19 protein-coding genes are annotated in these 25,003 nt (G+C 64.7%); 5 read left to right on the top strand and 14 right to left on the bottom strand.

Features of this window, described 5'->3' with window-relative positions; all coding sequences use genetic code 11:
* Positions 1-10: 10 nt before the first annotated feature.
* Entirely contained in the window at positions 11-493 is a 483-nt protein-coding gene (gene mraZ, locus H3S97_RS03965; protein WP_198176689.1) for a division/cell wall cluster transcriptional repressor MraZ, read from the bottom strand.
* A gap of 277 nt (positions 494-770) precedes the next feature.
* On the opposite strand from mraZ, the gene H3S97_RS03960 reads away from it, so the two are divergent.
* Positions 771-3,005, top strand: a complete 2,235-nt coding sequence (locus H3S97_RS03960) for a HelD family protein (protein WP_198219718.1) — start codon at positions 771-773, stop codon at positions 3,003-3,005.
* 19 nt (positions 3,006-3,024) lie between these two features.
* On the opposite strand, the gene nrdR is transcribed toward H3S97_RS03960, so the two are convergent.
* Both nrdR and H3S97_RS03950 read right to left on the bottom strand, forming a co-directional pair.
* Complete coding sequence (nrdR, locus tag H3S97_RS03955) at positions 3,025-3,507, bottom strand: transcriptional regulator NrdR (protein ID WP_198176691.1); 483 nt, start codon at positions 3,505-3,507, stop codon at positions 3,025-3,027.
* A 157-nt stretch (positions 3,508-3,664) separates the two neighbouring features.
* Positions 3,665-4,063, bottom strand: a complete 399-nt coding sequence (locus H3S97_RS03950) for a LysM peptidoglycan-binding domain-containing protein (protein ID WP_198219717.1) — start codon at positions 4,061-4,063, stop codon at positions 3,665-3,667.
* Between the two features lie 181 nt (positions 4,064-4,244).
* Between H3S97_RS03950 and lexA the strand changes: the two genes are divergently transcribed.
* The gene (lexA, locus tag H3S97_RS03945; protein WP_332468264.1) at positions 4,245-5,033 is read left to right on the top strand and encodes a transcriptional repressor LexA; all 789 of its coding nucleotides are present in this window, start codon (positions 4,245-4,247) and stop codon (positions 5,031-5,033) included.
* Between the two features lie 3 nt (positions 5,034-5,036).
* Here the strand turns inward: lexA and H3S97_RS03940 are convergent, their stop codons facing one another.
* From H3S97_RS03940 to hflX, 3 genes are all read right to left on the bottom strand, one after another.
* Positions 5,037-5,966 carry a cation diffusion facilitator family transporter gene (locus tag H3S97_RS03940; protein WP_198219716.1) on the bottom strand — a complete coding sequence of 310 codons (930 nt, stop codon included), beginning with the start codon at positions 5,964-5,966 and terminating at the stop codon, positions 5,037-5,039.
* A 70-nt stretch (positions 5,967-6,036) separates the two neighbouring features.
* Positions 6,037-6,999 (bottom strand): L-lactate dehydrogenase, encoded by a 963-nt coding sequence (locus H3S97_RS03935; protein WP_024627229.1) that lies wholly within the window; start codon positions 6,997-6,999, stop codon positions 6,037-6,039.
* A gap of 101 nt (positions 7,000-7,100) precedes the next feature.
* The gene (gene hflX / locus H3S97_RS03930) at positions 7,101-8,567 is read right to left on the bottom strand and encodes a GTPase HflX (protein WP_332460607.1); all 1,467 of its coding nucleotides are present in this window, start codon (positions 8,565-8,567) and stop codon (positions 7,101-7,103) included.
* 222 nt (positions 8,568-8,789) lie between these two features.
* On the opposite strand from hflX, the gene H3S97_RS03925 reads away from it, so the two are divergent.
* The 3 genes from H3S97_RS03925 to H3S97_RS03915 are packed head-to-tail and all read left to right on the top strand — an operon-like array spanning position 8,790 to position 14,421.
* A complete protein-coding gene (locus H3S97_RS03925) occupies positions 8,790-9,452 on the top strand; it encodes a class I SAM-dependent methyltransferase (RefSeq protein WP_232342400.1) in 663 nt (220 codons plus the stop codon).
* Positions 9,449-13,537 (top strand): ATP-dependent RNA helicase HrpA, encoded by a 4,089-nt coding sequence (gene hrpA / locus H3S97_RS03920; RefSeq protein WP_198219715.1) that lies wholly within the window; start codon positions 9,449-9,451, stop codon positions 13,535-13,537. Before H3S97_RS03925 ends, hrpA begins: the two co-directional genes overlap by 4 nt.
* A complete protein-coding gene (locus H3S97_RS03915) occupies positions 13,534-14,421 on the top strand; it encodes a hemagglutinin (RefSeq protein ID WP_198219714.1) in 888 nt (295 codons plus the stop codon). The genes hrpA and H3S97_RS03915 overlap by 4 nt, the downstream gene beginning before the upstream one ends.
* Before the next feature lie 9 nt (positions 14,422-14,430).
* On the opposite strand, the gene glnA is transcribed toward H3S97_RS03915, so the two are convergent.
* The 8 genes from glnA to dnaE form a co-directional block, all read right to left on the bottom strand.
* Positions 14,431-15,768 carry a type I glutamate--ammonia ligase gene (gene glnA, locus H3S97_RS03910; RefSeq protein ID WP_045935176.1) on the bottom strand — a complete coding sequence of 446 codons (1,338 nt, stop codon included), beginning with the start codon at positions 15,766-15,768 and terminating at the stop codon, positions 14,431-14,433.
* A gap of 46 nt (positions 15,769-15,814) precedes the next feature.
* Positions 15,815-16,546, bottom strand: coding sequence for a bifunctional 1-(5-phosphoribosyl)-5-((5-phosphoribosylamino)methylideneamino)imidazole-4-carboxamide isomerase/phosphoribosylanthranilate isomerase PriA (gene priA, locus H3S97_RS03905; RefSeq protein ID WP_198219713.1), 732 nt, complete (start codon positions 16,544-16,546; stop codon positions 15,815-15,817).
* A gap of 1 nt (position 16,547) precedes the next feature.
* Positions 16,548-17,321 (bottom strand): imidazole glycerol phosphate synthase subunit HisH, encoded by a 774-nt coding sequence (gene hisH / locus H3S97_RS03900; RefSeq protein ID WP_198219712.1) that lies wholly within the window; start codon positions 17,319-17,321, stop codon positions 16,548-16,550.
* Positions 17,322-17,366: 45 nt separating this feature from the next.
* Positions 17,367-18,119 carry a hypothetical protein gene (locus H3S97_RS03895; RefSeq protein WP_198176700.1) on the bottom strand — a complete coding sequence of 251 codons (753 nt, stop codon included), beginning with the start codon at positions 18,117-18,119 and terminating at the stop codon, positions 17,367-17,369.
* Complete coding sequence (gene hisB, locus H3S97_RS03890) at positions 18,116-18,718, bottom strand: imidazoleglycerol-phosphate dehydratase HisB (RefSeq protein WP_024627238.1); 603 nt, start codon at positions 18,716-18,718, stop codon at positions 18,116-18,118. Before hisB ends, H3S97_RS03895 begins: the two co-directional genes overlap by 4 nt.
* 99 nt (positions 18,719-18,817) lie before the next feature.
* A complete protein-coding gene (locus H3S97_RS03885) occupies positions 18,818-19,966 on the bottom strand; it encodes a histidinol-phosphate transaminase (protein WP_198176701.1) in 1,149 nt (382 codons plus the stop codon).
* Positions 19,963-21,360 (bottom strand): histidinol dehydrogenase, encoded by a 1,398-nt coding sequence (gene hisD / locus H3S97_RS03880; RefSeq protein ID WP_198176702.1) that lies wholly within the window; start codon positions 21,358-21,360, stop codon positions 19,963-19,965. Before hisD ends, H3S97_RS03885 begins: the two co-directional genes overlap by 4 nt.
* Before the next feature lie 82 nt (positions 21,361-21,442).
* On the bottom strand, positions 21,443-25,000 hold the full coding sequence (gene dnaE, locus H3S97_RS03875) for a DNA polymerase III subunit alpha (protein WP_198219711.1): 3,558 nt from the start codon (positions 24,998-25,000) through the stop codon (positions 21,443-21,445).
* Positions 25,001-25,003: the final 3 nt, after the last annotated feature.

Here is a 25,003-nt window from a genome sequence, read left to right as displayed (position 1 = left end):
AGGGCCTCCATCAGCAATCCACCGCAGGAAGAACATCGTCGGCAATGTCGGCGTAGCCCTGTTCCTTGCTCTCAAGGTATGCGGTCCAGGAATCCAGATTCCAGATCTCGGCACGGGTGCCCACACCGATGACCACGACGGGACCGGTCAGCCGTGCATAGGAGCGGAGCATGGGCGGAACCAGGATGCGACCCTGCTTGTCGGGGACCTGGTCGACAGCGCCGGACAGGAATACACGCAGGTAGTCCCTGGCCGACTTGTCGCCCATGGAGGTGTGTTGGATGCGCACGGCCATCCGCCGAAATTCCTCAGCGGGCAGCAGACTGACGCAACGTTCCTGGCCACGGGTCATGACCAGGCCCTGACCCAGCTGGGCGCGGAACTTGGCGGGCAGCGCCAGGCGGCCCTTGGAATCCATCTTGGGGGTGTAGGTGCCCAGAAGCATGGGCGGCAGGGAAGGCAAGGCAGCATCTGCGTCGTATGTATCGGCCATGCCCCACCTCCAATGCCAGTTCGGTAACCATGGGACGGCCCCATTGGGTAGTGTCCCCTGCGCAGTGCTCCCCACTTTACCCCACTTATCCCCATTGCTCACCACCTTGACACCACTTCAGGCCCAAACCCAACCATTCGACTCGCCAAAGTGTCCGGTCCGGCGTTTCGCCACCCGGCGAAGAGGGCGCTACCACGGATCTGCCGGGCCGAAAAAGTAGAGGTCCAGCGGTATATTGGATCATCCGATTTTTGAACATTGGACAGAACGGACGCACATGTCGAGCTATTCCTCACAGCTGTATGAAGAGCAGACGGCGGTGGACAAGGCCTACGGCCGTCTGGACGAGCTGCGGACCCAGGCCAGGACCAGACTGGACGCGGTCCGGGCCGCCGGCTCCCACGGATCGCCCACCCAGCGCACCGAGCGGGATTCATTCGCCAACATGTACGAGGACCGGCTCACCCAGCTGCGGGCCGTGGAGGACCGTCTGGTCTTCGGCCGGCTGGATACGGCACAAGGCGGCCGACGATATATCGGGCGACTGGGCCTGCTGGACAGCAACCATGAGCCCATCCTGACCGACTGGCGTGCCGAGGCGGCACGCCCCTTCTACGAGGCCACCCCGGCGGACCACGGCGACATCGTCATGCGTCGGCACATCACCCTCAACTTCCGCCAGGTCACCGGCATCGAGGATGAGGTTCTGGATCTGTCGGCCCCCGAAGTGGACAAGGCGGCCCAGGGCGGCACCCTGGCCGGCGAGGGCGCGCTCATGGCCTCCCTGTCCAGCCGCCGCACCGGGCAGATGACCGACATCGTGGCCACCATCCAGGCCGAACAGGACCGGATCATCCGCTCCCCCATGACCCGCCCGTTGGTGGTCCAGGGAGGACCAGGCACCGGCAAGACCGCCGTGGCCCTGCACCGGGCGGCCTATCTGCTCTATACCCATAGGCGCAGACTCGAGAGTTCAGGCGTGCTGATTGTCGGGCCAAGCAACGCCTTCCTGCACTACATCGACCAGGTCCTGCCCTCCCTGGGCGAGACCGGAGTGCTCAGCCGAACCATGGGCGACCTCATCCCCGGCATCAGCACCGAACGCCAGGAGGATCCTCAGGTGGCCCGGCTCAAGGGGGACATCCGCATGGCCGAGGCCGTAGCCAACGCCGTCGCCTCCCGGGAGCGGGTGCCTGCCTCCCTGCCAACGGTCAAGGTGGATGGGGTGGCAGTCCCCATGCTTGCGGTCGACCTGGAACAGGCCCTGGTCGATGCCCGACGCAGCCACCAGCCCCACAACAAGGCCAGGAACACCTTCGTGCGCTCGGCCCTGAACGCCATGACCGCCCGCTATGCCGAAGGGGTGGACTATCAGCCCGGAGCCGAGGAACTTGCCCGGGTCACCTCCCTGCTACGGCTGAACGACCAGGTGCGGCGTACCCTCAACCTGGCCTGGCTGCCCATGAACCCCCGCTGGCTGGTCAACGACCTCTGGTCCAGGCCGGATCGTCTGCGCCGGTTCGCCCCCTGGCTGACCCCGGAACAGATCGACCTGCTGACCCGCCAGGACGGCGCCGAACTTACCGTATCCGACATCCCCATCCTGGATGAGGCCATGGAGCTGCTGGGCCCAGACCCCCGCCAGGCGGATCGTGAACAGGCCGAAAAGGCCCGACGCGATGAGGAACGTCAATTTGCCAGCGACACCCTGGCCCAGAACGGCATCGGCACAGGCATCGTGACCTCGCAGATGCTGCTGGATTCCATCAATGGCGAGGACGAGAACCAGGCAGCCACTCAGGCGGCCGCCGACCGAGAGTGGGTCTACGGGCACATCGTGGTCGACGAAGCCCAGGAACTGACGGCCATGGACTGGAGGATGCTGGTCCGGCGCTGCCCATCCCGGTCCTTCACCATCGTCGGGGACGTGGCCCAGACGGCGGCCCTTGGCGGCACCCGGTCATGGGCCTCCACCATGGACAGGCTTTTCGGCCCGGACGGATGGGACCTGCGGCAGCTGACCATCGACTATCGCAACCCTCGTCAGGTATCCAACCTGGCTTCCTCCTTCGCCGCCTCCGAGGGTCTTGAGGTTTCCACGCTCAAGGCTGTGCGTGAGGTGGAAGGCTCGGTCAGCCACCTGCGGGCCGACGATCAGGCCAGCCTGCTGGACCAGCTGCCCGACCTTGTGGGCGAACTGGCGGAACGTCACCTGGGCAAAGACGGTACCGGACGCCTGGCCATCATCGTTCCCAGCGCCCTGGAATCCGAGGTCGGCTCACAGTTGCATATCGATAAGGCTCAGCAGCACCAGATCACGGTCACAACCACCGGCCACACCAAGGGCCTGGAGTTCGACGCCGTGGTTCTGGTTGAGCCTGGAGCCATTCAGAATGAAGCCCCCTCCAGGCTGAGCGCGGCGGCCGACCTCTATGTGGCCATGACGCGACCGACCCAGGAACTGGTCATCGCTCAGACTTCCGAGGATCAGAGGTTGCTGAATCTGGGATGATGCGCCTAAGAGTCTAATTTCAGGACTGTGCAGTCGCAGGCTGCTCTTCAGCTGACTGGTCCTCGGCGCGAAGGGTGTCGATGGCCTGCTGGAAGTCCTCCAGGTTGCTGAAGTTGCGGTAGACCGAGGCGAAGCGCAGATAGGCCACCTCGTCCAGCTCCCTAAGGGGCTTCAGAATGGCCCTGCCGACCTCTTCCGAATCGACCTGAGCCAGGCCGCGCGAACGCAGATCCTCTTCGACCTGCTGGCCCAGGAGCTTCAGGTCATTCTCATCGATGGGCCTGCCCTGGCAGGCCTTCCTTACACCAGAGATGACCTTGTCGCGGTTGAAGGGTTCGGCGTTGCCTGAACGTTTCATGACCAGGAGGATCGAGGTCTCCACCGTGGTGAACCGACGCGAGCAGTTCGGACACTCACGGCGGCGTCTTATGGCATGGCCGTCGTCGCTGATTCGTGTATCCACAACCTTGGTATCGGGATTCTGGCAGAAAGGACAATGCATATGTAATATCATAGCGCCAAAGAACCTCAAGACCCACGTATACCGGGCCTATCAGCGTATAACCCTGGACAAACTCCTTGAATTCAGCTAGTACCTTCATCCCGGCGACGAGTCATTGAAGCCGCGTCGGTAATTCCCTGGACCGAAAGTCGCTGCATCAATCGTCGCTGGGAATCAGAATTCGGTCACCAACGCGCAGGTTGGGCGAGGACATGTTGTTGATCCGCATGATGCGGTCCACGTTTTCAGTGACATCCTCGCCTTGCGGGGTGATCGAGGCTGCATAGGACCAGACATTATCGCCCGGACGGACCGTTCTTGTAATGACCTCCTGCGGTCCTGGAGCGGAGCTGGCCGGACGAGCCATCCATCCGGCCCCAATCAGGGTCATCGCGCCGACAGCCAGAAAAGCCGCGAATCTGCGCACGATGACACCCACGAAACCCTGATTGGACACACAGGCTTTGGCGGCACTGCGAAGACGCAGCATGACGGACGAGAACAGGGAACTGACATACACCCGGCAGGCCGAGGGCAGGCTCGACGGCGTAGACATGCGGGAACCGACACCGGCACGAACAACCACAGCACACCTCTTTCGAACATTTGTTCTATCGAACAGATGTTCTCATTCTGGCATCTCACTCGTCGTTTGGCAAGGCCGATTCGAACATTTGTTTGATTTTTCACTTTGGGCAGGTTAGACTGAGTTCAGTTTCCAAGGAAAGGAGCCATCCGTGAGCACCATCCCCTTTGTCGGGCCTGCAACCATGAGCTCCGACAGCAAGTCCAGCGCCGCTCATGGCGCAACCTCTCAGGAAACCGCTGAGACCTCCGCCAGCACCGAGCATCCGAATCAGGGGTCCAGGCCCAAGCTGACCGATCGCCAGGCCAGGGTGTTGGAAGCCATTAAGCGGCACCTGTCGGAACGCGGATTTCTGCCCTCCTACAGGGAAATCGGCAAGGACGCGGGACTACGCAGCACTTCTTCCGTCAAACACCAGCTTCAGGTCCTGCAGGATCTGGGATACATTCGTCTGACTGCCAACAAGGGACGTGCCATAGAGCTGGTTCAGGACCAACCTGAGCCGACTGCTGGAACCGCCAGGATCATGCCCTTCCCCGACACACAGGCCGACGAGGCCATCATGCAGTCGCGTGACGTGCCCCTGGTCGGCAGGATCGCCGCAGGTCAGCCCATTCTGGCCGAGCAGCATGTGGATGATGTCATGCGCCTGCCCGAGCGCCTGACCGGATCCGGCGAGCTCTTCATGCTTGAGGTCCATGGGGATTCCATGGTCGACGCCGCCATCTGCGACGGGGACTTCGTGGTCGTCCGCCGCCAGCAGGAGGCTGAGAATGGAGACATCGTCGCGGCCCTGCTGGACGATGGGGCCACGGTAAAGACCTTCCGTCGCGAGAAGGACCACGTCTGGCTGATTCCCCACAACCCGGCTTACTCCCCTATTGACGGCACCCACGCCGTCATCATGGGCAAGGTGGTCACAGTCCTGCGCAAGGTCTGAAGGCTACATGTCCAAATGCTCGCCGCTGCTGTCCCGGTGACCCTGCGGTTCTATCTGGAAGGTCGTGTGTTCGACCGAGACCGGGAAATGATTGCGCAGACAGCGCTGCATGCTGGTCAGAATGCGTTCGTTTTCAACGGCCGTCGTTCCCTGACGCACCACCACATGTGCCGTCAGCTGCGGCAGGCCGGTGGAAACACTGTTGGCATGCAGGTCGTGAACCTCAAGCACGCCGGGCACACCCTCCAGGTGCTTCCTGACCTTGGCCATGTCGAGGTCCGCCGGGGTCTCCTCAAGAAGCACGGAGACACTGCTGGCCAGCAGTTTGATCGCGCGGGGAATCATCAGCAGAGCAATCAGGGCTCCCGCTACAGCATCGAATCCAGCCCAACCGGTGATCATCATGACCACAGCCGATATCAGAACCGCCACCGAACCCAATGCATCGTTGACCACTTCGAGAAAAGCGGCACGCATGTTCAGGTTGTCCTTATGCCCGGAGGCCAGAACCAGGATGGACCCCACATTGGCAGCCAGGCCCAAAATGCCGAAGAAGAGCAGCAGCCCCTGCTGATGAACCTGGTCCCGCCCGGGCGACCAGAGCCGCAAGACAGCCTCCACAATGGCGTAGACGCCCACAGCCAGCAGAACCAGAGCACCGCCGGCCGCCGTGATGACCTCCAGACGGGACCAGCCCCATGTCCTCCGGTTTGTGGGACGGCGCTCCATCAACACTGCCGTGACAGTGGAGGCGATCAGCACGGCCATGTCGGTCATCATGTGCCCGGCGTCGACCAGCAAGGCCAGGCTGCGGGTGACCAAGGCACCGACGACTTCGGCCACGAATACCGAGCCCGTCAGCGCCAGGGTCGTCAGCAACTGTCGACGATGGGCGGACCCGCCGCCCTGGACACCACCTTCATGAGCGCTCATGCATACCCCGATTCATCAATCACCAAAGTATGCCACCAGGGGTCACAAGGCAAGGTCTTCCGAGAAATACTCAGAAACCGAACTTGCTTGCCGTCTCCTTCAGGGTCTCGGCGGAACGCTTCAGAGCAGCCAGCTCGCCGTCGCTCAGCGGGGTGTTGATGTGGGTGTTGACCCCGTCACGGTTGAGCACGCTGGGAACCGACATGCACACGTCAGAAATCCCGTGGAAGTCCTCCAGCAGGGAGCTGACCGGCAGAATCCTGTCGGTGCCGTTCAGGATGGATTCGATGATGTCCACGCCGGACATGGCGATGGCGAAGTTGGTCGCCCCCTTGCCCTCGATGATCTGGTAGGCGGCGTTCTTCACCTCCTGGTGGATCTCCTCGCGCTTGGCCGCGTCCAGAGGCTCATGGCCGGGCAGCTCCATCCAGTCGCACATGGGCACCCCGCCGATGGTGGCCGAGCTCCAGAGCGGGACCTCGGAGTCGCCGTGCTCGCCGGCGATGTAGGCATGGACGTTCTTGACGTTGACCCCTGTCTGCTGGCCGATCAGGTAGCGCAGGCGGGCGGAGTCCAGGTTGGTACCCGAACCGAACATCTGGTTGACAGGCAACCCGGACAGCTCCAGAGAGACCCGGGTGACGATGTCGACGGGGTTGGTAATCAGCAGGAAGATGGCATTGGGTGCCACCTCGACCATCTGAGGAATGATGGACTTCATCATGTTGATGGTGGCGCCGGCCAGGTCAAGCCGAGTCTGGCCCGGCTTCTGCCTGGCTCCGGCCGTGATGACCACCATGTCGGCATCGGCGCAGATCTGCGGATCGTCCGAGCCGTCGATGGTGACCGTGGGGTAGAAGCTGGATCCGTGCTGCATGTCGCGGACCTCGGCCTCAACACGCTGGGCGTTGATATCCTCAAGGACGATCTCCCGAGCCACACCGCGCTGGGCTGCCGAGAAGGCCAGGGTCGACCCCACGGCTCCGGCTCCTACGATCGCTAGCTTGGTTGGCTTGATTGATGATTCCGCCATTGTTTTATGGACCTCTCTTATCGGAACCCGGGAAACGGGTTTGCCGCTGACACAACATACGTAGTCTACCCAGCATAGGTGACCTGGCGTGCATCTGCCCCTTAGGAGCCCAGCCTTCCCGATGGCGTGTCACCAGCTGGAGCCCGCAAGGGCTTCTGATCAATGGCCTGGTCAAGCACGGCGGCCGCCAGCCGGTCGTCCACATCAGCGCTCAGCGCAACCCCATCGGCCCGGTATTCCAATGAATCCACCCGTCCCAACCGCCGCACCTGCTCCAGCAGGGAGCCACTGGTGTAGGGCAGGACGGCCTGGACGTGCACGGCGGGGGCGGGCAGCAGCTCCTCCACCCGCCTGCGCAGGGACGTAAGACCCTGACCCTGCCTGGCCGAGACCAGGAAGGCCTCGGGTTCAAGGTTGGCGAGCCGCTGCCGGGCATCCTGGTCGATCAGATCAACCTTATTGAAGACCAACAGGCGGGGAATGGACTCAGCGCCGGGGATCTCTGCCAGCACGGCATCCACAGCCCTGATCTGCCCGAAGGGATCGGGATGGGAGCCGTCCACGACGTGCAGAATCAGGTCGGACTGGCCCACCTCCTCCAGGGTGGATTTGAAGGCCTCGACCAGCTGGGTGGGCAGGCGGCGGACGAACCCGACCGTGTCCACATAGACATAAAGCCGACCGTCTGCGGCCTTGGTGCGCCTGACGGCCGTATCCAGGGTGGCGAACAGGGCGTTCTCCACCAGTTCCTCGGACCCGGTCAGCCGGTTGGTCAGCGAGGATTTGCCGGCGTTGGTGTACCCCACCACGGCCACGGCCGGCAACTGATAGCGTCGCCGGGATCCACGCTTGACCTGACGCGAGGGGGCCATCTGGGCGATCTGACGCTTCAGCCGGGAAATCCGACGTCTGATGACCCGCCGGTCGGTCTCGATCTTGGTCTCGCCCGGGCCGCGGGAGCCTATGCCGCCGGCCTGCCCGGCAGCCTGACCTCCGGCCTGGCGGGAGAGTGATCCGCCCCAGCCGCGCAGCCTGGGCAGCATGTACTCCAGCTGGGCCAGTTCCACCTGGGCCTTGCCCTCGCGGCTGGTGGCATGCTGGGCGAAGATGTCCAGAATCAGGGCTGTCCTGTCGACCACCTTGACCTTGGTGACATCCTCCAGGGCACGTCGCTGGGAGGGATGAAGGTCGTCATCGGTGATGATGGTGTCGGCGCCCAGCCGGGCCACGATATCCGCCAGCTCCCGCGCCTTCCCCGAACCCAGGTAGGTGGCCGGATCGGGTTTGACACGCTGCTGGAGCAGGCCGTCAAGCACCTCGGCCCCGGCGGTCCGCGCCAGGGCGGCCAGCTCGCGCAGGGACTCCTCGGCCTGGCCGACCGTGGTCCGAGAACCCGACCAGACGCCGACCAGTACCACCCGCTCCAGACGGACCTTGCGATACTCCACCTCGGTCACGTCCTGCAGCTCGCCCAGCCCCTCGACATGACGGAAGGCATTACGTCGGCTGCGCTCCTGCCACTCCTGATCCTGGTCCTGCCCGACCTGCCCTTCACTGCCGGTCAGCACCTCGGACTTGTGGGCGAGCGGGTCCTGGTGGGCGTCGACAACTGCTGAACCATGCTCTTGGGTCGGTTTTTCTTGGGTCAAAGGCACCTCTGCATTGATCTATGGACTAGGGAACGAATCCGGTGTAGGCGGAATCATGACACAGTCTTTATTATCATCTTCTTAGCAGACATCAGCGAGCGCCCGAGGGACGGGCAGACTTCAAAGACGGACGGGATGGACATGACGCACAGGGACCATGGCAGCAGCCGGGGGCAATCCTCCAGGACCGGGACGGGCGGAGGCGAACAGTACTTCGTGGCCCGTCCGGCCTCCCCCGACCAGCGGCGGACCATCCGGGTGGAGCTGGCCGGCCGCACCTGCCAGGTGGAGGTCTCCCACGGGGTCTTCTCGTCGGGCAGGCTTGACCTGGGCACCTCGGTCCTGCTCAAACGCGTCCCCCAGCCCCCGGTCGAGGGCGATTTTCTGGACCTGGGCTGCGGCTGGGGGCCCATCGCCCTGAGCATGGCCATCCAGTCGCCAAAGGCCAGCGTCTATGCTGTGGACACCAACCTGCGGGCCCTGGATCTGACCGCCCGCAACGCCCGGTCCCAGGGCCTTGACAGGGTGCACACGCTGACCCCGGAGCAGGTGCCGGACGATCTGTGCTTTGACCTGATATGGTCCAATCCGCCCATCCGGGTGGGCAAGACGGCCCTGCACGACCTGCTGATGACCTACCTGCCCAGACTGAAACCCCAAGGCCGGGCCTACCTGGTGGTCCAGCGCAACCTGGGCGCCGACTCCCTGATTCCCTGGCTGGCTCAGGCCCTGGGCTCCGGCTGGACGGCGGAGAAATATGCCTCGTCCAAGGGCTACCGGATCATCGAGGTGGGCCGGGCATGAGGTTCGAGTATCCCACCGAGCTGCCCATCAGTGCGGCCAAGGAGGACATCGTCCACGCCGTGCAGTCCTCCCAGGTGGTCATCGTCTCCGGTCAGACCGGCTCGGGCAAGACCACCCAGATTCCCAAGATCCTCCTTCAGATGGGTCGTGGCGACCACGGCCGCCAGATCGTGCACACCCAGCCCAGGAGGATCGCCGCCAGAACCGTGGCTGAGCGCATCGCCTCGGAGACAGGCACCAGGCTGGGTGAACAGATCGGCTACCAGGTGCGCTTCACCGACAAGTCCAGCAGGAGCACCCGCCTGCGAGTGGTCACCGACGGCATCCTCCTGGCGCAGATCCAGGGCGATCCCCAGCTACGGGCCTACGACACCATCATCATCGACGAGGCCCACGAGCGCAGCCTGAACATCGACTTTCTGCTGGGCTACCTGACCGCCCTGCTGCCCAAACGGCCCGATCTGAAGCTGATCATCACCTCGGCCACCATCGATTCGGTCAAGTTCCGGGACCACTTCGCCAAGGCCCTGCACACCCAGGTGCCCGTGCTGGAGGTCTCCGGCCGGACCTATCCGGTCCAAACCCTCTACGAGCCCGCCGGATCGGCACCTGCCCTGATGCGGCATGTACCCGGGTTCGACTCCGATGGGGAAGGCCAGGACAGGGAGGAACCGGACATCCCCAAGGCGGTGGCCCGGGCCTGCGCCGAGCTGGTCATCCACTCCACCCATGAGGACGGCCCCAGGGACATCCTGGTCTTCGCAGCCGGCGAGCGCGACATCCGTGAGTACGAAACCGCCCTGCGACGCCACTTCGGCCCGCGAACCTCCGACATGCGCCGCCCGGACGCCCTGGAGATCATCCCCCTCTTCGCCCGCCTGTCGGCCAAGGAACAGCACCGGGTCTTCGAACACCACGGCCATCAGCGCATCGTGATCGCCACCAACGTGGCGGAAACCTCCCTGACGGTACCGGGCATCCGATACGTGGTGGACCCGGGATTGGCCAGGATCAGCCGCTATTCCAAGTCGGCCAAGGTCCAGCGCCTGCCCATCGAGCCCATCTCCCAGGCCTCGGCCGATCAGCGTGCAGGCCGCTGCGGACGTGTGGCCGACGGCATCGCCATCCGCCTGTATGCCAAGGACGACTATGACACCCGTCCCAAGTTCACCGACCCGGAGATCCTGCGCACCTCTCTGGGTTCGGTCATCCTGCATATGCTCTCGGTGGGCGTGGCCCATACGGCCGAGGACGTTACCGACTTCGGCTTCATCGACCCGCCCGACACCCGAGCAGTCAGCGACGGTCTGCGGGAACTGACCGAGCTGCAGGCCATCTCCCGCCAGCAGGGCCTCATCCGGCTGACCAATCTGGGACGACGGCTGGCCAGGATCCCCATCGACATCCGTCTGGGCAGAATGATCCTGCAGGCCGGCCAGGATGCCACCCCGGACACCCTGGCCGCCGTTCTGGTGGTCGTGGCCTTCCTCTCCCTGCAGGACCCTCGCGAGCGACCTGAGGAGAAGCGCGAGGAGGCCGATCGGATCCATGCCCGCTACGAGGACCCATCCAGCGACTTCCTGACGGCCCTGAACATCTGGAACCGCTTCTTCCCGCAGGACAAGGAACCCTCCAATGGGGCCCTGCGCAAGGCCTGCAAGCAGGAGTACATGGCCTTCCTGCGCATGCGGCAGTGGCATGACCTCTACCGGCAGCTTGCCCAGATGTGCCGGGGCCTGCACATGAAGGTGGGCTCCCCCGTCCCCGTCAAGGGACCGGATCAGGCCCTGCTGGCCCTGCCGATTGGGCAGCAGGCGGCACACGCCCTGGTCTGCTCCTGGGACGACCAAGGCATCCACCGGTCCATGCTGGCCGGACTGCTCTCCAGCATGGGCATGCAGGTGGTCCACGAACCCAAGGCCTCCGATTTCGCCGGCCTGCATGGTGCCGCCCGGGCCAAGGCCATGAAGCGGGCTCGCCGGCAGGCCAAGAACGACTATCAGGGGGCGCGCGGCACGCATTTCGCCATCTTCCCCGGCTCTGCACTGGCCAAGGCCAATCCGCCCTGGATCATGGCCGCCGAGCTGGTGGAGACCTCCCGGCTCTGGGCGCGCTGCTGTGCAGCCATCGACCCCGCCTGGGCCGAGCCCCTGGCCAAGTCCCTGACCAGGACCGCCTACGCCGAGCCCCATTGGTCGGCCTCCCGTGGTGCCGCGGTGGCGACCTCAAAGGTTCTGCTCTACGGCCTGCCCATCGTGCGCGACAGGACGGTCCAGTGGGCCCGCATCAACCCCGGCCAGGCCCGGGACATGCTGATACGCCAGGGCCTGGTCGAGGGTGACGTGCGCGAGCGCTTCCCCCATGACGGCTTCATTCAGGCCAACAGGCAGGTGCTCAGCGAAGCCGGAGAGCGGACCAGCCGGACCCGCCAGGTGACCGGCACCGTCACCGAGGAGGACCTCTACGACTTCTACCAGGAGCGCATTCCCCAGGAGGCCACCTCCCTGGCCGCACTGGGCGCCTGGTGGCGGAAGCGCCACGATGCGGACCCCCACCTGCTGGACTTCGACCCCGACAAGGTGGAGCGCCTGAACGACCAGTCCGCCTCCTACCGACCCGGGGACTACCCCGACCACTGGCATACCCTGGGCATCGACGGCCGGCCCATGGATCTGCCCCTGACCTACCGCTACCAGCCGGGAGAGCCGGACGACGGCATCACTGTCCACATCCCCCTGCACTGCCTGAACCAGCTGACGCCCGGACAGTTCAGCTGGACCGTGCCCGGTCTTCTGGACGACCTGATCACAGCCACCATCAAGTCCCTGCCCAAGGCCCTGCGGGTCCAGTTCGTCCCCGCCCCTGACGCCGCCCGGACCATCCGCGCCTGGATAGACGGCCACTATCCCCTGTTGCCCGGCGCCGATCCGGCATCGGCAGAGCAGGCCACCTATGGGTCGGCGGACCAGCCTGCAGCCGGGGATGAAAACGGTGCAGGAGCCATCCCCGCCGGGGGCTGGCCGGACTTCGAGCAGGCCTTCACCGCCGCAGCCATCAATACGGTCGGCGCCCAGCTGCACCCGGCGGTCTTCACCCAGGCCAGGTTGGAACGGCTACCCGACTACCTGCGCCCCACCTTCCAGGTGGAGGAGGATCGGCGCCAGGGCCACGGCCGCAAGGGCCAGGGCCACCCCAAGGTCCTGGGCCGGTCCAAGTCCCTGGCCGACCTGCAGCGCGACCTGGCCGGACAGGCCCGGCAGTCGGCCCGGTCCCGGGTGGACTCCCAGGCCAGCAAGGCCGCCCGACAGGGTCAGGTGGTCAAGAGCGCCGACCTGCTCCACCAGTCCGGCGCCACCACCAAACCGCGCGAGGAACTGATCTGGCAGGCCGCCCTGGACAAGCTCCACCTGCCTGCCCAGCGGATCTCCTCACGCTGGCTGAGCCGGGAGGCCCTGATGCTGGCCTCGGCCCCCTACCCGGGCACCTCTGCCCTTGCCGAGGACCTGCAGATGGCCGCTGTCAAGCGCCTGATCCCCCACACCGAAGCCGTCACCGACGACCGGACCCTGCAGGAGGCTGTGGCCGGCGTCAGCCAGGTCTACGAGGACACCGTCTATCAGGTGGCCAGGGATGTGGTCGCCATTCTGGAGACCTCGGCCCAGGTGGACAAGGCCGTGTCCGGCCCGGCCGATCTTCCCCTGCTCTCGGTCCTGCAGTGGATACGCCAGCATTCTGCCAATCTGGTGGCCAAGGGCTTCATCGGCGCCGATCCGCCCTATGCCCTCCCCCGCCTGCACACATACCTGAAGGCGGACCTGATGCGCCTGGACAAGGCCCGCAGGGACAAGGATCGTGACGTACGATGGGCATGGCAGGCGCAGACCGCCCAGGATCTGGTGGACCAGGTGGACCAGGCGGCCCAGGCCCTGCCCGCCGGTCCCGGACGAGACCAGGCCATGGACCGTGCGCAAAGGGGACGTTGGATGATGGAGGAGTACTTTGTCTCCATCTGGGCCCAGGAGCTGGGGACGGCCATCCCCGTCAGCCTGCAAAGGATCAGGAAGGCGCTGGAAGGAAAACCATGAGCACAAGGCCATCGGGACGAGCACGCAGGGGCGGCAACAAACGCGGACGGATGACCCTCCGCCGCGCGCAGACCCTGGGGGCAGCCCTGATGGCCATAGTCCTGGTGGTCGCCCTGTGCATCCTGGCCGTCCGCTTCGTCTCCTACCGGCTGATGGTCGGCCGCGTCATCCGCCACCAGGAGCAGCTCTCCCAGGAGTACGTCTTCAATCCAGGCAGGATCATCACCGATCACCGCTTCCATGACACGGTGGACATGAACGCCGACGATGTCCAGGCCTTCCTGGACCAGAAGGGGGGATCCTGCAACGGCTCCACCTGCCTGCGCAGTCTGCAGATGGATGTCCCCGACCGCCCTGGCGACGGCCTATGTGATGCCTACAAGGGCGGCAAGGGGCAGAGCGCGGCTCAGATCATTGACGGGTCAGCCCGCTCCTGCGGGATCAGTCAGAAGGTCCTCCTGACCATGCTGCAAAAGGAGCAGCACCTGGTGGCCACCGACCAGCCCCCCACCCAGGTCCAGCTCCAGTCGGCCATGGGCCTCTCCTGCCCTGACGATGCAGACTGCGACGCCCGCTACGCCGGATTCTTCAACCAGGTCTACGGTGCCGCCCACCGGTTCCGCTACTACCAGGCCCACCGGGACCAATACGGCTACCGGACCAAGGCCCTGAACGATGTGCGCTTCAGCCCCGATGCCTCCTGTGGCAGCGGCAAGGTCTACATCGAGAACGATGCCACTGCCCTGCTCTACATCTATACGCCCTACCAGCCCAACGAGGCAGCGCTGCGGGCAGGCGACGGCGAGGGCAACCGCTGCTCAAGCTATGGCAATCGCAACTTCGTCATCATTTACAACAGCTGGTTCGGCCGATCGGACCAGTGAGCCCCGGATTCAAAGCCTGGGCAGGTAGTAGGCCAGCTCGTAGGGGGTGACCTGCCGGCTGTATCCGGCCCACTCCCGGTGCTTGTTGCGCAGGAAGTACTCGAAGGTCTGCTCGCCCAGCACCTGGGCCACGAAGTCCGACTTCTCCATGACCTTGAGGGCCGCGTCCAGGCTGTCAGGCAGGGGCTCGATGCCCATGGCCTGCCGCTCGGCGTCGGTCAGCTCCCAGACGTCGTCGCTGGTGGGCTCGCCCAGGGTCATCTTCTGCTCGATCCCGTCCAGGCCGGCAGCCAGCAGCACCGAGTATGCCAGGTAGGGGTTGGCCCCCGGATCCAGCCCCCGGAACTCCATCCTGGCCGAGTTGCCCTTGCCGGGCTTGTACTGGGGTATGCGCAGTAGGGCGGATCGGTTGTTGTGCCCCCAGCAGACGTAGCTGGGTGCCTCGGCTCCCCCCCAGAGCCGCTTGTAGGAGTTGACGTACTGGTCGGTCACCGCGCAGATCTCGGCCGCATGGGCCAGGATGCCGGCGGCGAACTGCCGGGCCGTCTGGGACATGTTGAACTCCTGGCCCACCTCGTAGAAGGCGTTGGTGTCCCCCTCGAACAGGCTCAGATGGGTGTGCATGCCCGAACCCGGCTTGTCGGTGAAGGGCTTGGGCATGAAGCTGGCGTAGATCCCCCGCTCCAGGGAGATCTCCTTGACCACGGTCCGGAAGGTCATGATGTTGTCGGAGGTGGTCAGGGCGTCGGCATAGCGCAGGTCGATCTCGTTCTGCCCCGGTCCGGCCTCATGGTGGGAGTACTCCACCGAGATGCCCATCTGCTCCAGCATGTTGACGCAGGCCCGGCGGAAGTCCATCCCCGGGCTGCGGGGCACATGGTCGAAGTAGCCGCCCTCGTCGATGGGGGTCGGAACCTGGGACCAGTCATCCTGGTTCTCGAACAGGTAGAACTCGATCTCCGGGTGGGTATAGAAGATGAAGCCCTTCTCCTTGGCCTTGGCCAGGGCACGCTTGAGCACATGCCTGGGGTCACCGCTGCTGGGCTCGCCGTCCGGTGTGAGCACGTCGCAGAAAATCCGCGCCGTACCCTGGGGTCCGCCCCTCCAGGGAAGTATCTGGAAGGTGGACGGGTCGGGCTTGACGATCATGTCATCCTCGGAGACCCTGGTCATGCCCTCGATGGCCGAGCCGTCAAAGCCCAGTCCCTCCTCGAAGGCCACTTCCAGCTCGGTGGGCGCTATGGCCACCGATTTTAGGGTTCCCAAGACGTCGGTGAACCAGAGACGAATGAACCGGACATCGCGCTCCTCGACAGTGCGCAGCGCGAACTCCTCTTGCTTATCCATAGAGCCTATGCTCCCATTCCTATATTTCGCAGACTTGCTTATAGCGTTAACAATGCCCCGAGACCAGGTCCAGCGCCTGCTCCAGGGTGAAGGCCCCCTCATAGAGGGACTTGCCCAGGATGGCGCTGTCCACGCCCCGATCGGCCAGATCCAGGATCCGGCCCAGGTCATCGAGGCTGGATATACCTCCCGAGGCGGTCACCTTGGCCGGGGTCCGGTCAGCCACCTGGCCGAGCAGATCCAGGTTGGGACCGGTCATCATCCCGTCGCGGGTCACGTCGGTGACCACGTACCGGCTGCACCCGTCCCGGTCCAGTCGCTCCATGGCCTCAAAAAGGTCCCCGCCCTGTCTGGTCCAGCCCCGGGCGGCCAGGGTGTGCCCGCGCACGTCCAGCCCCACGCAGACCTTCTCTCCGTAGCGACCCAGAACCTGGCTGGTCCACTCCGGGTTCTCCAGGGCCGCCGTGCCGATGTTGACCCGGGTGGCGCCTGCATCCAGGGCTGCCTCCAGGCTGGCATCGTCGCGGATGCCGCCGCTGAGCTCCACCTTGACGCGATCGCCCAGCTCGTTGACCAGGGCGGCCAGCTTGTCGCGGTTGTCGCCCGTGCCGAAGGCCGCATCCAGGTCGACCAGGTGGAGCCACTCGGCACCCTGGTCCACCCAGGCCTTGGCTGCATCGGCAGGCTCACCATAGACCTTCTCGGAGCCGGAGATCCCTTGCCTCAGGCGGACCGCCTTTCCGTCACGGACATCGACAGCGGGTAGAAGCGTCAGCATCTCATTCACCTTTCTCACAAGGGAGTCCGGAAGCCCCGGGAAGGGTCCGCACCCAATTGGTCAACAACCGTGCGCCGGCCTGTCCGGACTTTTCAGGATGGAACTGGGTGGCGCTCAAGGGACCGCATTCATAGGCGGCCACGAACCTGCTGCGTCCATAGGTGGCCCAGGTAACCAGCGGTTCACCGAAAGAGGCGCCCTGTGAGGTTTTGTCCGACCCTGGCCGGAATGACCCTGGCCGGCTGTCACCATGTTCTTTGAATGCTGATACCCGCAGGCACAGATCGGGCTGCGTCCCGCTGACCCGGTCATCGCCCTGCGCAGCCATGGCGGCATAGGAGTGGACGAAGTAGAAACGCTGGTCCTGGACCCCTGCCAGGAGTCGTGTTCCCTGAGGCGCCTGGACATGGTCCCAGCCCATATGGGGCACCACATCGGCATCCAGCTTGGTCACACGACCGGGAATCAGGCCCAGACCAGGCTCGCTGCGGCCGTCCTCGTCCCCGAACTGGAACATGACCTGGAGGCCTATGCAGACCCCCAGAACCGGCAGTCCCTGGGCCAGACGATCGAGGATGATGCGGTCGCCGCCCACGGCGCGCAACCCCGCCATGCAGGCCCCATAGGCTCCCACACCTGGGATGACCAGGCCGTCGGCCTTCATGGCCAGGTCCGGGTCGGCGCTGATCTGCGCATCGACCCCCAACTGGGAGAGGGCATGCACCATGGATCTGACATTGCCGAACCCATAGTCAAGCACCTGTATCCGGGTCATGTTCCTCCTAGCCAAGCCTCTTGCCTGAACTTCTACTCGACTCGATTACTCGACGCGGCCTTGGCGAGTCGATCCGCCGGCCCCGAACCTGGTGTGCGAGGCGATGATGCCCATGGCCTTCTCGCGGTTGTACTCCCCCGAATCGAAGATGGCGGCCCCGTCCTGGCGCAGCCTGTCCACCGTGGTGGTCCCGATCATCAGGTCCTCCACGAAGTCGGCGGTGGCGGCGAAGAGGATGGGCGGCGCAAGCGTCTGCCCCGACTTCCCGCTGATCCAGAGGGTCACCTCAAGTTTGTCGGCCCGGTTGACCGCAAGGATGGCACTGAGCCCGGATACCACCGTGGTCAGATCGCGGATGGCGGCCTCGGGTCCGTCCCCATCCAGGTTTCTCAGGACGGCCACGGCACCCTCATGGGCCTGGATGCACCAGGCCGAAATATCGGAAATCTGGCAGAAGGCCGCCAGAAGCTCTGCCGAAGCCAGACGGGTCACCATGACGGCGGCCTTGGCCCGGTTGCCTATCAGGCCTTCAAGCTCCTGATCGAAGTCAGCCGCAACACCATCAGCCCCGTCCGGTTCCACCGACGATTGGTCGGCGGGTTCGAAATTCGGCCCAGCCTCGTCATCCACGCTCGATCCGGAGTGCTCAACCGGCTGATCCGCTTGGTCCTGGTCCTCATTGAACTCAGCCTCAAAGCTGGCCAGGGCCCGCTCGACCTCCTCCTCGCTCAGATGATGGCCGGAATCCGGCAGGTCCTGATCCTTGTTGTCGTTGTTGTCGTGTTCATCAGTGCTCATAGCGACCCCTTGGTGCTGGGGATGCCCTTCACCCTGGGATCCGGCTCCACGGCGAAACGCAGAGCCCTGGCCAGGGCCTTGAATTCAGCCTCGGCGATGTGATGCGGATCCCTGCCCGACAAGAGGGTCAGGTGCAGGCAGATGCCGGCGTGCAGGGCGATGGACTCCATGACGTGCCTGACCAGGGAACCGGTGAAGTGCCCGCCGATCATGGCGTATTCGAACCCTTCCGGCTCACCGGTGCAGACCGCATAGGGCCTGCCGGAAATATCGACCACGGCTCGGGCCAGGGCCTCGTCCAGGGGAACGGTTGCGTCGGCGAAGCGCTTGATGCCCCGCTTGTCCCCCAGGGCCTGGGCCAGGGCCTCGCCAAAGACGATGGCCACGTCCTCGACGGTGTGGTGGACGTCGATCTGGGTGTCCCCGCTGGCCTTGATGGTCAGGTCGATCAGGGAATGCCTGCCCAGGGCCGTCATCATATGGTCATAGAAGGGAACCGAGGTGTCGATGTCGGTCACCCCGGTGCCATCCAGGTCCAGACTCAGGCTCACCTTGGATTCACTGGTCTGGCGGGTGATGGTGGCTGTTCTGCCTGCCATTGCTGCTCCTCCGCTTTCTGCCGCACACTCCAGTCCGCACTAGGTCTTCTGCGCGGCGTCTAGACCACCAGCATAGCCGTTCCGCTGGTCTGCATCCTCCTAGAACCGCGTAAGGACATGGACCAGGGTTCGGCGGAAACGCTCCATCTCCGCGTCCGTGCCCATGCAGACCCTCAGGTAGCCCTGGGGACCAACGGCCCGAATCAGCACGCCTTCATCCTTCATGGCCTCGAAGACGGCATCCCGGTCGGGGAAGGTGCCGAAGAGGATGAAGTTGGATGCAGAAGGAACCACGGTCAAGGGCCGGCCATGGAACTTCTGCTCGGCCAGCCACTCAGCGGTTTCCTGCCGGGTCTGGCGGATCTGATCCACCCGTGCCAGCTGGAGGTCCGTGTGCTCCAGGGCAGCCAGGGCCGCAGCCTGGGTCAGGGCGCTCAGGTGGTAGGGCATCCGGACGATGCGGACCGCGTCGACTATTCCCCGGGATGCTGCCAGGTAGCCCACCCTGGCACCGGCGAAGGCGAAGGCCTTGGACATGGTCCGGCTGACCGCCAGGTGGTCGTACTGCCCGATCAGACTGACCGCCGATGGCGTGCCCGGGTCGCGGAACTCGATGTAGGCCTCGTCCACGACCACGATGGGTCGGGCGGAGGAATCCGCACCCGTTACAGGGACCTTGGAGCAGACCTCCAGGAGTCTGATCAGCTGGTCCATGGGCAGGGGCGTCCCCGTGGGATTGTTGGGGCTGGTCACCAGGACCATGGCGGGCCCCAGCGCCTTGATGCGTTCGATGGTCGTGTCCATATCCAGACTGAAATCGGGCAGCCGGTGGGCCAGCTTCCAATCGGTGAAGGTATCCCTGGCATATTCGGGATACATGGAGTAGGTCGGGTCGCAGCCCAAGGCGGTCCTGCCCGGACCACCGAAGGCCTGGAAGAGCTGGAGCATGATCTCATTGGACCCGTTGGCCGCCCAGAGCTGCCCGGGTTGGAGCGAGGTCCCCGACTCCTTCTTCAGGTAGGCAGCCAGGGCCCGCCGCAGTTCCTCATGCTCCCTGTCCGGATAGCGGTTGAGACCGGGGGCCACCTGGCGCACCCGCTCGCAGATGGCATCGACCACCTCCTGGTCCAGGGGGTAGGGGTTTTCGTTGACGTTCAGGCAGACCGGGACATCCAGCTGGGGGGCGCCGTAGGGCTCCTCCCCCACCAGGTCCGCACGGAGGGGAAGATCGGCTGGTATGGCACTCACCTTAGACCGGCCTTCTCTTCGTTGGCTTCCAGGTCGGCCTTGTCGTAGGGGTCGTCCAGGAACCGGCTCAGGACGCACTCGCCATGGGCGGGCAGATCCTCGGATACGGCGAAATCATTGATCTTGGCAGCGATGGGCTTGAGCCCCTCCTGGTCATATTCGATGACTTCGACAGGCTTCATGAAGGTATGGACGCCCAGCGCCACGTCGAAGCGGGCGGTTCCGCCGGTGGGCAGAACGTGGTTAGACCCGGACATGTAGTCGCCCAGGGGCACAGGGGAGTAAGGGCCGCGGAAGATGGCGCCGGCATTCCTGATCCGGTCGATGACGGCATCCGGATCGGCCGTCTGAACCTCCAGGTGCTCGGCGGCATAGGCATTGGCCACGTCGATGGACTGGCCGATTCCGTCGGTCAGGATGATCCCCGACTGATTGCCGCCCAGGGAGGTACGCACCCGGTCGGCATGCTCGGTCCTAGGCACCCTGCGATCCAGAGCCTCCTGAACGCCCTGGGCCAGGTCCCGGCTGTCGGTGATCAGCACCGAGCCGGCCAGCTCGTCATGCTCGGCCTGGCCGATCAGGTCTGCAGCAACCCAGTCGGGGTTGGCCTGGCCGTCGGCAAGAATAGCGATTTCCGTGGGTCCGGCCACAGCGTCGATGCCCACCATGCCGGAGACCATCTGCTTGGCCGTCGCCACGAAGATGTTGCCCGGGCCCGTGATCTTGTCGACCGGGTCGCAGAGAATCTCCCCGTCCTGAGGCTCGGATCCCTTGGCCCCGTAAGCGAACATGGCCACAGCCTGGGCACCGCCCACGGCATAGACCTCGTCCACCCCCAGGATGGCGCAGGTGGCAAGGATGATGGCCGCCGGCAGGCCACGGGGGTCATCGGAGGCAGGCGGCGTGGCCACGGCCAGGGAATCGACCCCGGCAATCTGGGCAGGCACCGCGTTCATGATGACCGAGGAGGGATACAGGGCCTTGCCTCCCGGCACATAGAGGCCCACGCGTTCAATCGGAATCCACCGCTCGCTGACCCGAGCGCCGGGTGCCAGATCGGTGGCCATGGGCTTGGGCACCTGGGTGGTGCAGACCTTGCGGAGGCGGGCAACGGACTCCTCGATCGCCGCCCTGACCTTGGGATCCAGCCCCTCCAAGGCCTCCTGCATGGCCGATGCCGGAACCCTCAGATCATGAGGGCGCACATGGTCGAACCTCTGCTCCAGATCCCGCAGAGCCGCTGCCCCATGCTCGCGCACCTGGTCCAGTATGGGCTGCACCTGGGCGCTGGCCTCCCGGGTACCCATATCGGCCCGGGGCATGGCGGCGAGGAGTTGGGCGCGGGACATGGTTTTACCGCGCAGATCCATGGTTCTCATCATGAGCTTTGACATACTTTGATGGTAGTGAACTTTTGTGTCGCCAATGCCGGCGACTCACCACCGTCCCAAATGGTGAGACGGCTCCGGACGCGTCCTAGGCCGACGGCAGACAGGAGGGTCCGAAGACGGACTTGATCTCGGCCATCATGGAGGTGTCGTGCCTGGTGCGGAATCCGTCGCCGAAGGTCAGCAGACGGACGTTGCCCCGGTCGTCGGTGACCGCCAGACGGACCTGGCAGTAGCCGGGGTGGGACTTGAGTATCCGGGCCAGCCGCTCCATGTGCCCCCGGTCCAGGGCCTGCCTGGGCAGGGTGATGGTCAGTGGCCGCTCGTCGGCCGACTCCAGGACGGGCACCTCCATATCGTTGACGCGAATGTTGGTGGCCTCGTCCCGCAGCTCGACCACACCCTTGACCCGGATAATCGAGTCCAGGACCAGGTCCTCGGAGTGGGCGTCGTAGACCTTGCCGAAGAACATGCACTGGATGGAGCTCTCCAGGTCCTCGATGGTGACGATGGCCCAGGGATTGCCCTTCTTGGAGACCCGTCTGTCCACTGCAGTGACCAGCCCGGCCAGGGTCACCGCCTTGCCGTCCATGCCCTTGGACCGGTTGAGCAGCTGGGCGATGGACATATCGCGCATGCCGGCCAGAACCGAGGTCATGCCGCTCAGGGGATGGTCGGACACGTACAGGCCCAGCATCTGCCGCTCGAAGTTGAGCTTGGTGGACTTGTCCCACTCGTCGATGTCGGGCACGGTCACCTGGGCGTCGCCCAAGGCATCCTGTTGGGGTTGGTCGTCATCGGCGTCGGCGAAGAGGTCGAACTGGCCCTCGGCCTGCTTGCGCTTGATGGGCATGACCTGGTCGACGGCCTCGTCATGAATCTGGAAGAGGGCCCTCCGATTGGGGTCGATGCTGTCGAAGGCGCCCCCCTTGATCAGGGATTCCACGGTCCGCTTGTTGAGCACCTCCATGGGCACACGCTTGACGAAGTCCATGAAGTTGACGTACTTGCCCCGGGGCCCCTGACGCTCCTCGATGATGTCCGCCACCACCTTGTCGCCCACATTGCGGATGGCCCCCAGGCCGAAGCGGACCACGTCGCCGACAGCGGAGTACTCGGACACGGACTCGTTGATGTCGGGCGCCAGGATGCGGATGCCCATCCTCCTGGCCTCGCCCAGGTAGAGGGCGGTCTTGTCCTTGTTGGTCCGCTCGTTCTGCAGCAGGGCGGCCATGAACTCCACCGGATAGTGGGTCTTCAGGTAGGCGGTCCAGTATGCGATCAGGGCGTAGGCCGCCGAGTGCGCCTTGTTGAAGGCGTAGCCGGAGAAGGGCACCAGGACGTCCCAGACCGCCTGGGCGGCCTCCTGGGAGTAGCCGTGCGCCTTCATGCCCTCGAAGAAGGGCACCTGCTCCTTGGCCAGGACGTCGGGCTTCTTCTTGCCCATGGCCCTTCGCAGCACATCGGCTCGGCCCAGGGAGTAGCCGGCCAGAATCCGGGCAGCGGACTGGACCTGCTCCTGGTAGACGATCAGGCCGTAGGTCTCGTCCAACACGCCCGCCAGGGGCTTGGCCACCTCGGGGTGGATGGGCTCGATCTTCTGCAGCCCGTTCTTGCGCTTGGCATAGTTGATGTGCGAGTTCATATCCATGGGCCCCGGCCGGTAGAGGGCGATCAGGGCGGAGATGTCGTTGAAGTTGTCGGGCTTGAGCATGCGCAGCAGGGAGCGCATGCCGTCGCCATCGAGCTGGAAGACGCCCAGGGTGTCGCCCCGGGACAGCAGCTGGTAGGTCTCCTTGTCGTCCAGGGGGACCTTCTCGATGCTGATGGGCTCCTTGCCGTTGCGCTGGATGTTGGTGACCGTATCCCTGATGACCGTGAGGTTGGACAGCCCCAGGAAGTCCATCTTGACCAGCCCCAGGGTCTCGCAGGTGTGGTACTCGAAGGTGGTGGTCACCGTGCCGTCCGTGCGTTCCATCAGCGGCGAGGTGTTGGTGATGGGGTTGGAGGCCATGATGGTGGCGCAGGCGTGCACACCGGTCTGGCGGATGATGCCCTCGATGCCCTTGGCCTCCTCGGTGATCCGCTTGACGTCCGGGTTGGACTCATACAGGTCGCGGAATTCCTTGGCCTCCGGGTAGCGCTTGGACTGGGGGTCGAAGATCTCCTTGAGGCTCATGTCCTTGCCGTTGACCGTGGGCGGCAGGGCCTTGGTGACCTGGTCACCCACGGAGTACTCGTAGTCCATGATCCTGGCCGAGTCCTTCAGGGCCTGCTTGGTCTTGATGGTGCCATAGGTCACGCACTGGGCCACCTTGTCGGAACCGTACTTGCGGCCCACGTAGTCCAGGACCTTCATGCGCCCCTCGGGGTCGAAGTCCACGTCGATATCGGGCAGGGAGACCCTCTCGGGGTTGAGGAAGCGCTCGAAGATCAGCCCGTGCTTGAGCGGGTCCAGCTCGGTGATGCCCATGGCGTAGGCCACCATGGATCCTGCAGCCGAGCCACGGCCCGGTCCCACCATGATCCCGTGGTTCTTGGCCCAGTTGATGTAATCGGCCACCACCAGAAAGTATCCGGTGAACTGCATCTGGCAGATGACACCGCACTCGTAGTCGGCCTGGTGGGAGACCTCCTCGGGTACCCCGTCCGGATAGCGGTTCTTCAGTCCCTCGTCCACCTTCTTCAGGAAGAGGGAGGTCTCGTCCCAGCCCTCCGGGCAGTCGAAGCGGGGCATGAAGGCCCCGTCCTCGTGGTCGTCGAACATGACGTTGCAGCGCTCCGCGATCTCCAGGGTGTTGTCGCAGGCTTCGGGGAACTCCTTGAAGATCTCACGCATCTCCTGGGCCGAGCGGATGTAGTAGCCGGTGCCGTCGAACTTGAAGCGGCCAGGGTCGGTCAGCCGGGATCCCGAGTTGATGCAGAGCAGGGCGTCCTGGGCCGAGGCATCCTCCTTGCGCACGTAGTGCGAGTCGTTGGTGGCCACCAGGGGGGCATCCAGACGACGGGCGATCTCCAGCAGATCCTTGGTCACCCGATGCTCGATCTCCAGCCCGTGGTCCATCAGTTCCACGTAGTAGTTCTCCTTGCCGAAGATGTCCTGGAACTCCCCGGCGGCCCGCAGGGCCTCGTCGAACTGGCCCAGCCTCAGCCTGGTCTGGACGATGCCCGAGGGGCAGCCGGTGGTGGCGATGACCCCCTTGTGGTAGGTGGACAGCAGGTCCTTGTCCATGCGGGGCCACTTGCCGACCAGGCCCTCCAGGTTGGCCACCGAGGAGGCCTTGATCAGGTTGACCAGGCCCGTATCGTCGCTGGCCCAGAGGGTCATGTGGGTGATGAAGCCGCCGCCGGAGACGTCGTCCGAACGCTGCTCGTCGGTTCCCCAGTGGACCCGGCTCTTGTCCTGGCGGGCCGTCTCAGGGGTCACATAGGCCTCGATGCCGATGATGGGCTTGATGTCGGCATCCACGGCCGTCCGCCAAAGCTCGTAGGCCCCATGCATGTTGCCATGGTCGGTGATGGCCACGGCCGGCTGCCCCAGCCGTCCCACCTCGGCGACCAGGTCGGGGATCCTGCTGGCCCCGTCCAGGGTGGAATAGTGGGTGTGGGTGTGAAGGTGAACGAAGTCTGACCGGGTTGAGGACATATC

Source organism: Bifidobacterium choladohabitans (assembly GCF_016102005.1).
GTDB lineage: Bacteria > Actinomycetota > Actinomycetes > Actinomycetales > Bifidobacteriaceae > Bombiscardovia > Bombiscardovia choladohabitans.
The sequence above is the reverse complement of the archived record's forward strand: the minus strand, read 5'-3'. Positions and strand labels throughout refer to the sequence as shown.

Coding starts and splice junctions, on each gene's coding strand:
- hisH (WP_198219712.1), bottom strand. CDS start 17,321: ATGACCCGGATACAGGTGCTTGACTATGGGTTCGGCAATGTCAGATCC.
- H3S97_RS03950 (WP_198219717.1), bottom strand. CDS start 4,063: ATGTCTACGCCGTCGAGCCTGCCCTCGGCCTGCCGGGTGTATGTCAGT.
- dnaE (WP_198219711.1), bottom strand. CDS start 25,000: ATGTCCTCAACCCGGTCAGACTTCGTTCACCTTCACACCCACACCCAC.
- hrpA (WP_198219715.1), top strand. CDS start 9,449: ATGAGGTTCGAGTATCCCACCGAGCTGCCCATCAGTGCGGCCAAGGAG.
- H3S97_RS03935 (WP_024627229.1), bottom strand. CDS start 6,999: ATGGCGGAATCATCAATCAAGCCAACCAAGCTAGCGATCGTAGGAGCC.
- nrdR (WP_198176691.1), bottom strand. CDS start 3,507: ATGCATTGTCCTTTCTGCCAGAATCCCGATACCAAGGTTGTGGATACA.
- hisB (WP_024627238.1), bottom strand. CDS start 18,718: ATGGCAGGCAGAACAGCCACCATCACCCGCCAGACCAGTGAATCCAAG.
- H3S97_RS03960 (WP_198219718.1), top strand. CDS start 771: ATGTCGAGCTATTCCTCACAGCTGTATGAAGAGCAGACGGCGGTGGAC.
- mraZ (WP_198176689.1), bottom strand. CDS start 493: ATGGCCGATACATACGACGCAGATGCTGCCTTGCCTTCCCTGCCGCCC.
- glnA (WP_045935176.1), bottom strand. CDS start 15,768: ATGGATAAGCAAGAGGAGTTCGCGCTGCGCACTGTCGAGGAGCGCGAT.
- priA (WP_198219713.1), bottom strand. CDS start 16,546: ATGCTGACGCTTCTACCCGCTGTCGATGTCCGTGACGGAAAGGCGGTC.
- H3S97_RS03915 (WP_198219714.1), top strand. CDS start 13,534: ATGAGCACAAGGCCATCGGGACGAGCACGCAGGGGCGGCAACAAACGC.
- hisD (WP_198176702.1), bottom strand. CDS start 21,360: ATGTCAAAGCTCATGATGAGAACCATGGATCTGCGCGGTAAAACCATG.
- H3S97_RS03925 (WP_232342400.1), top strand. CDS start 8,790: ATGACGCACAGGGACCATGGCAGCAGCCGGGGGCAATCCTCCAGGACC.
- H3S97_RS03895 (WP_198176700.1), bottom strand. CDS start 18,119: ATGAGCACTGATGAACACGACAACAACGACAACAAGGATCAGGACCTG.
- H3S97_RS03940 (WP_198219716.1), bottom strand. CDS start 5,966: ATGAGCGCTCATGAAGGTGGTGTCCAGGGCGGCGGGTCCGCCCATCGT.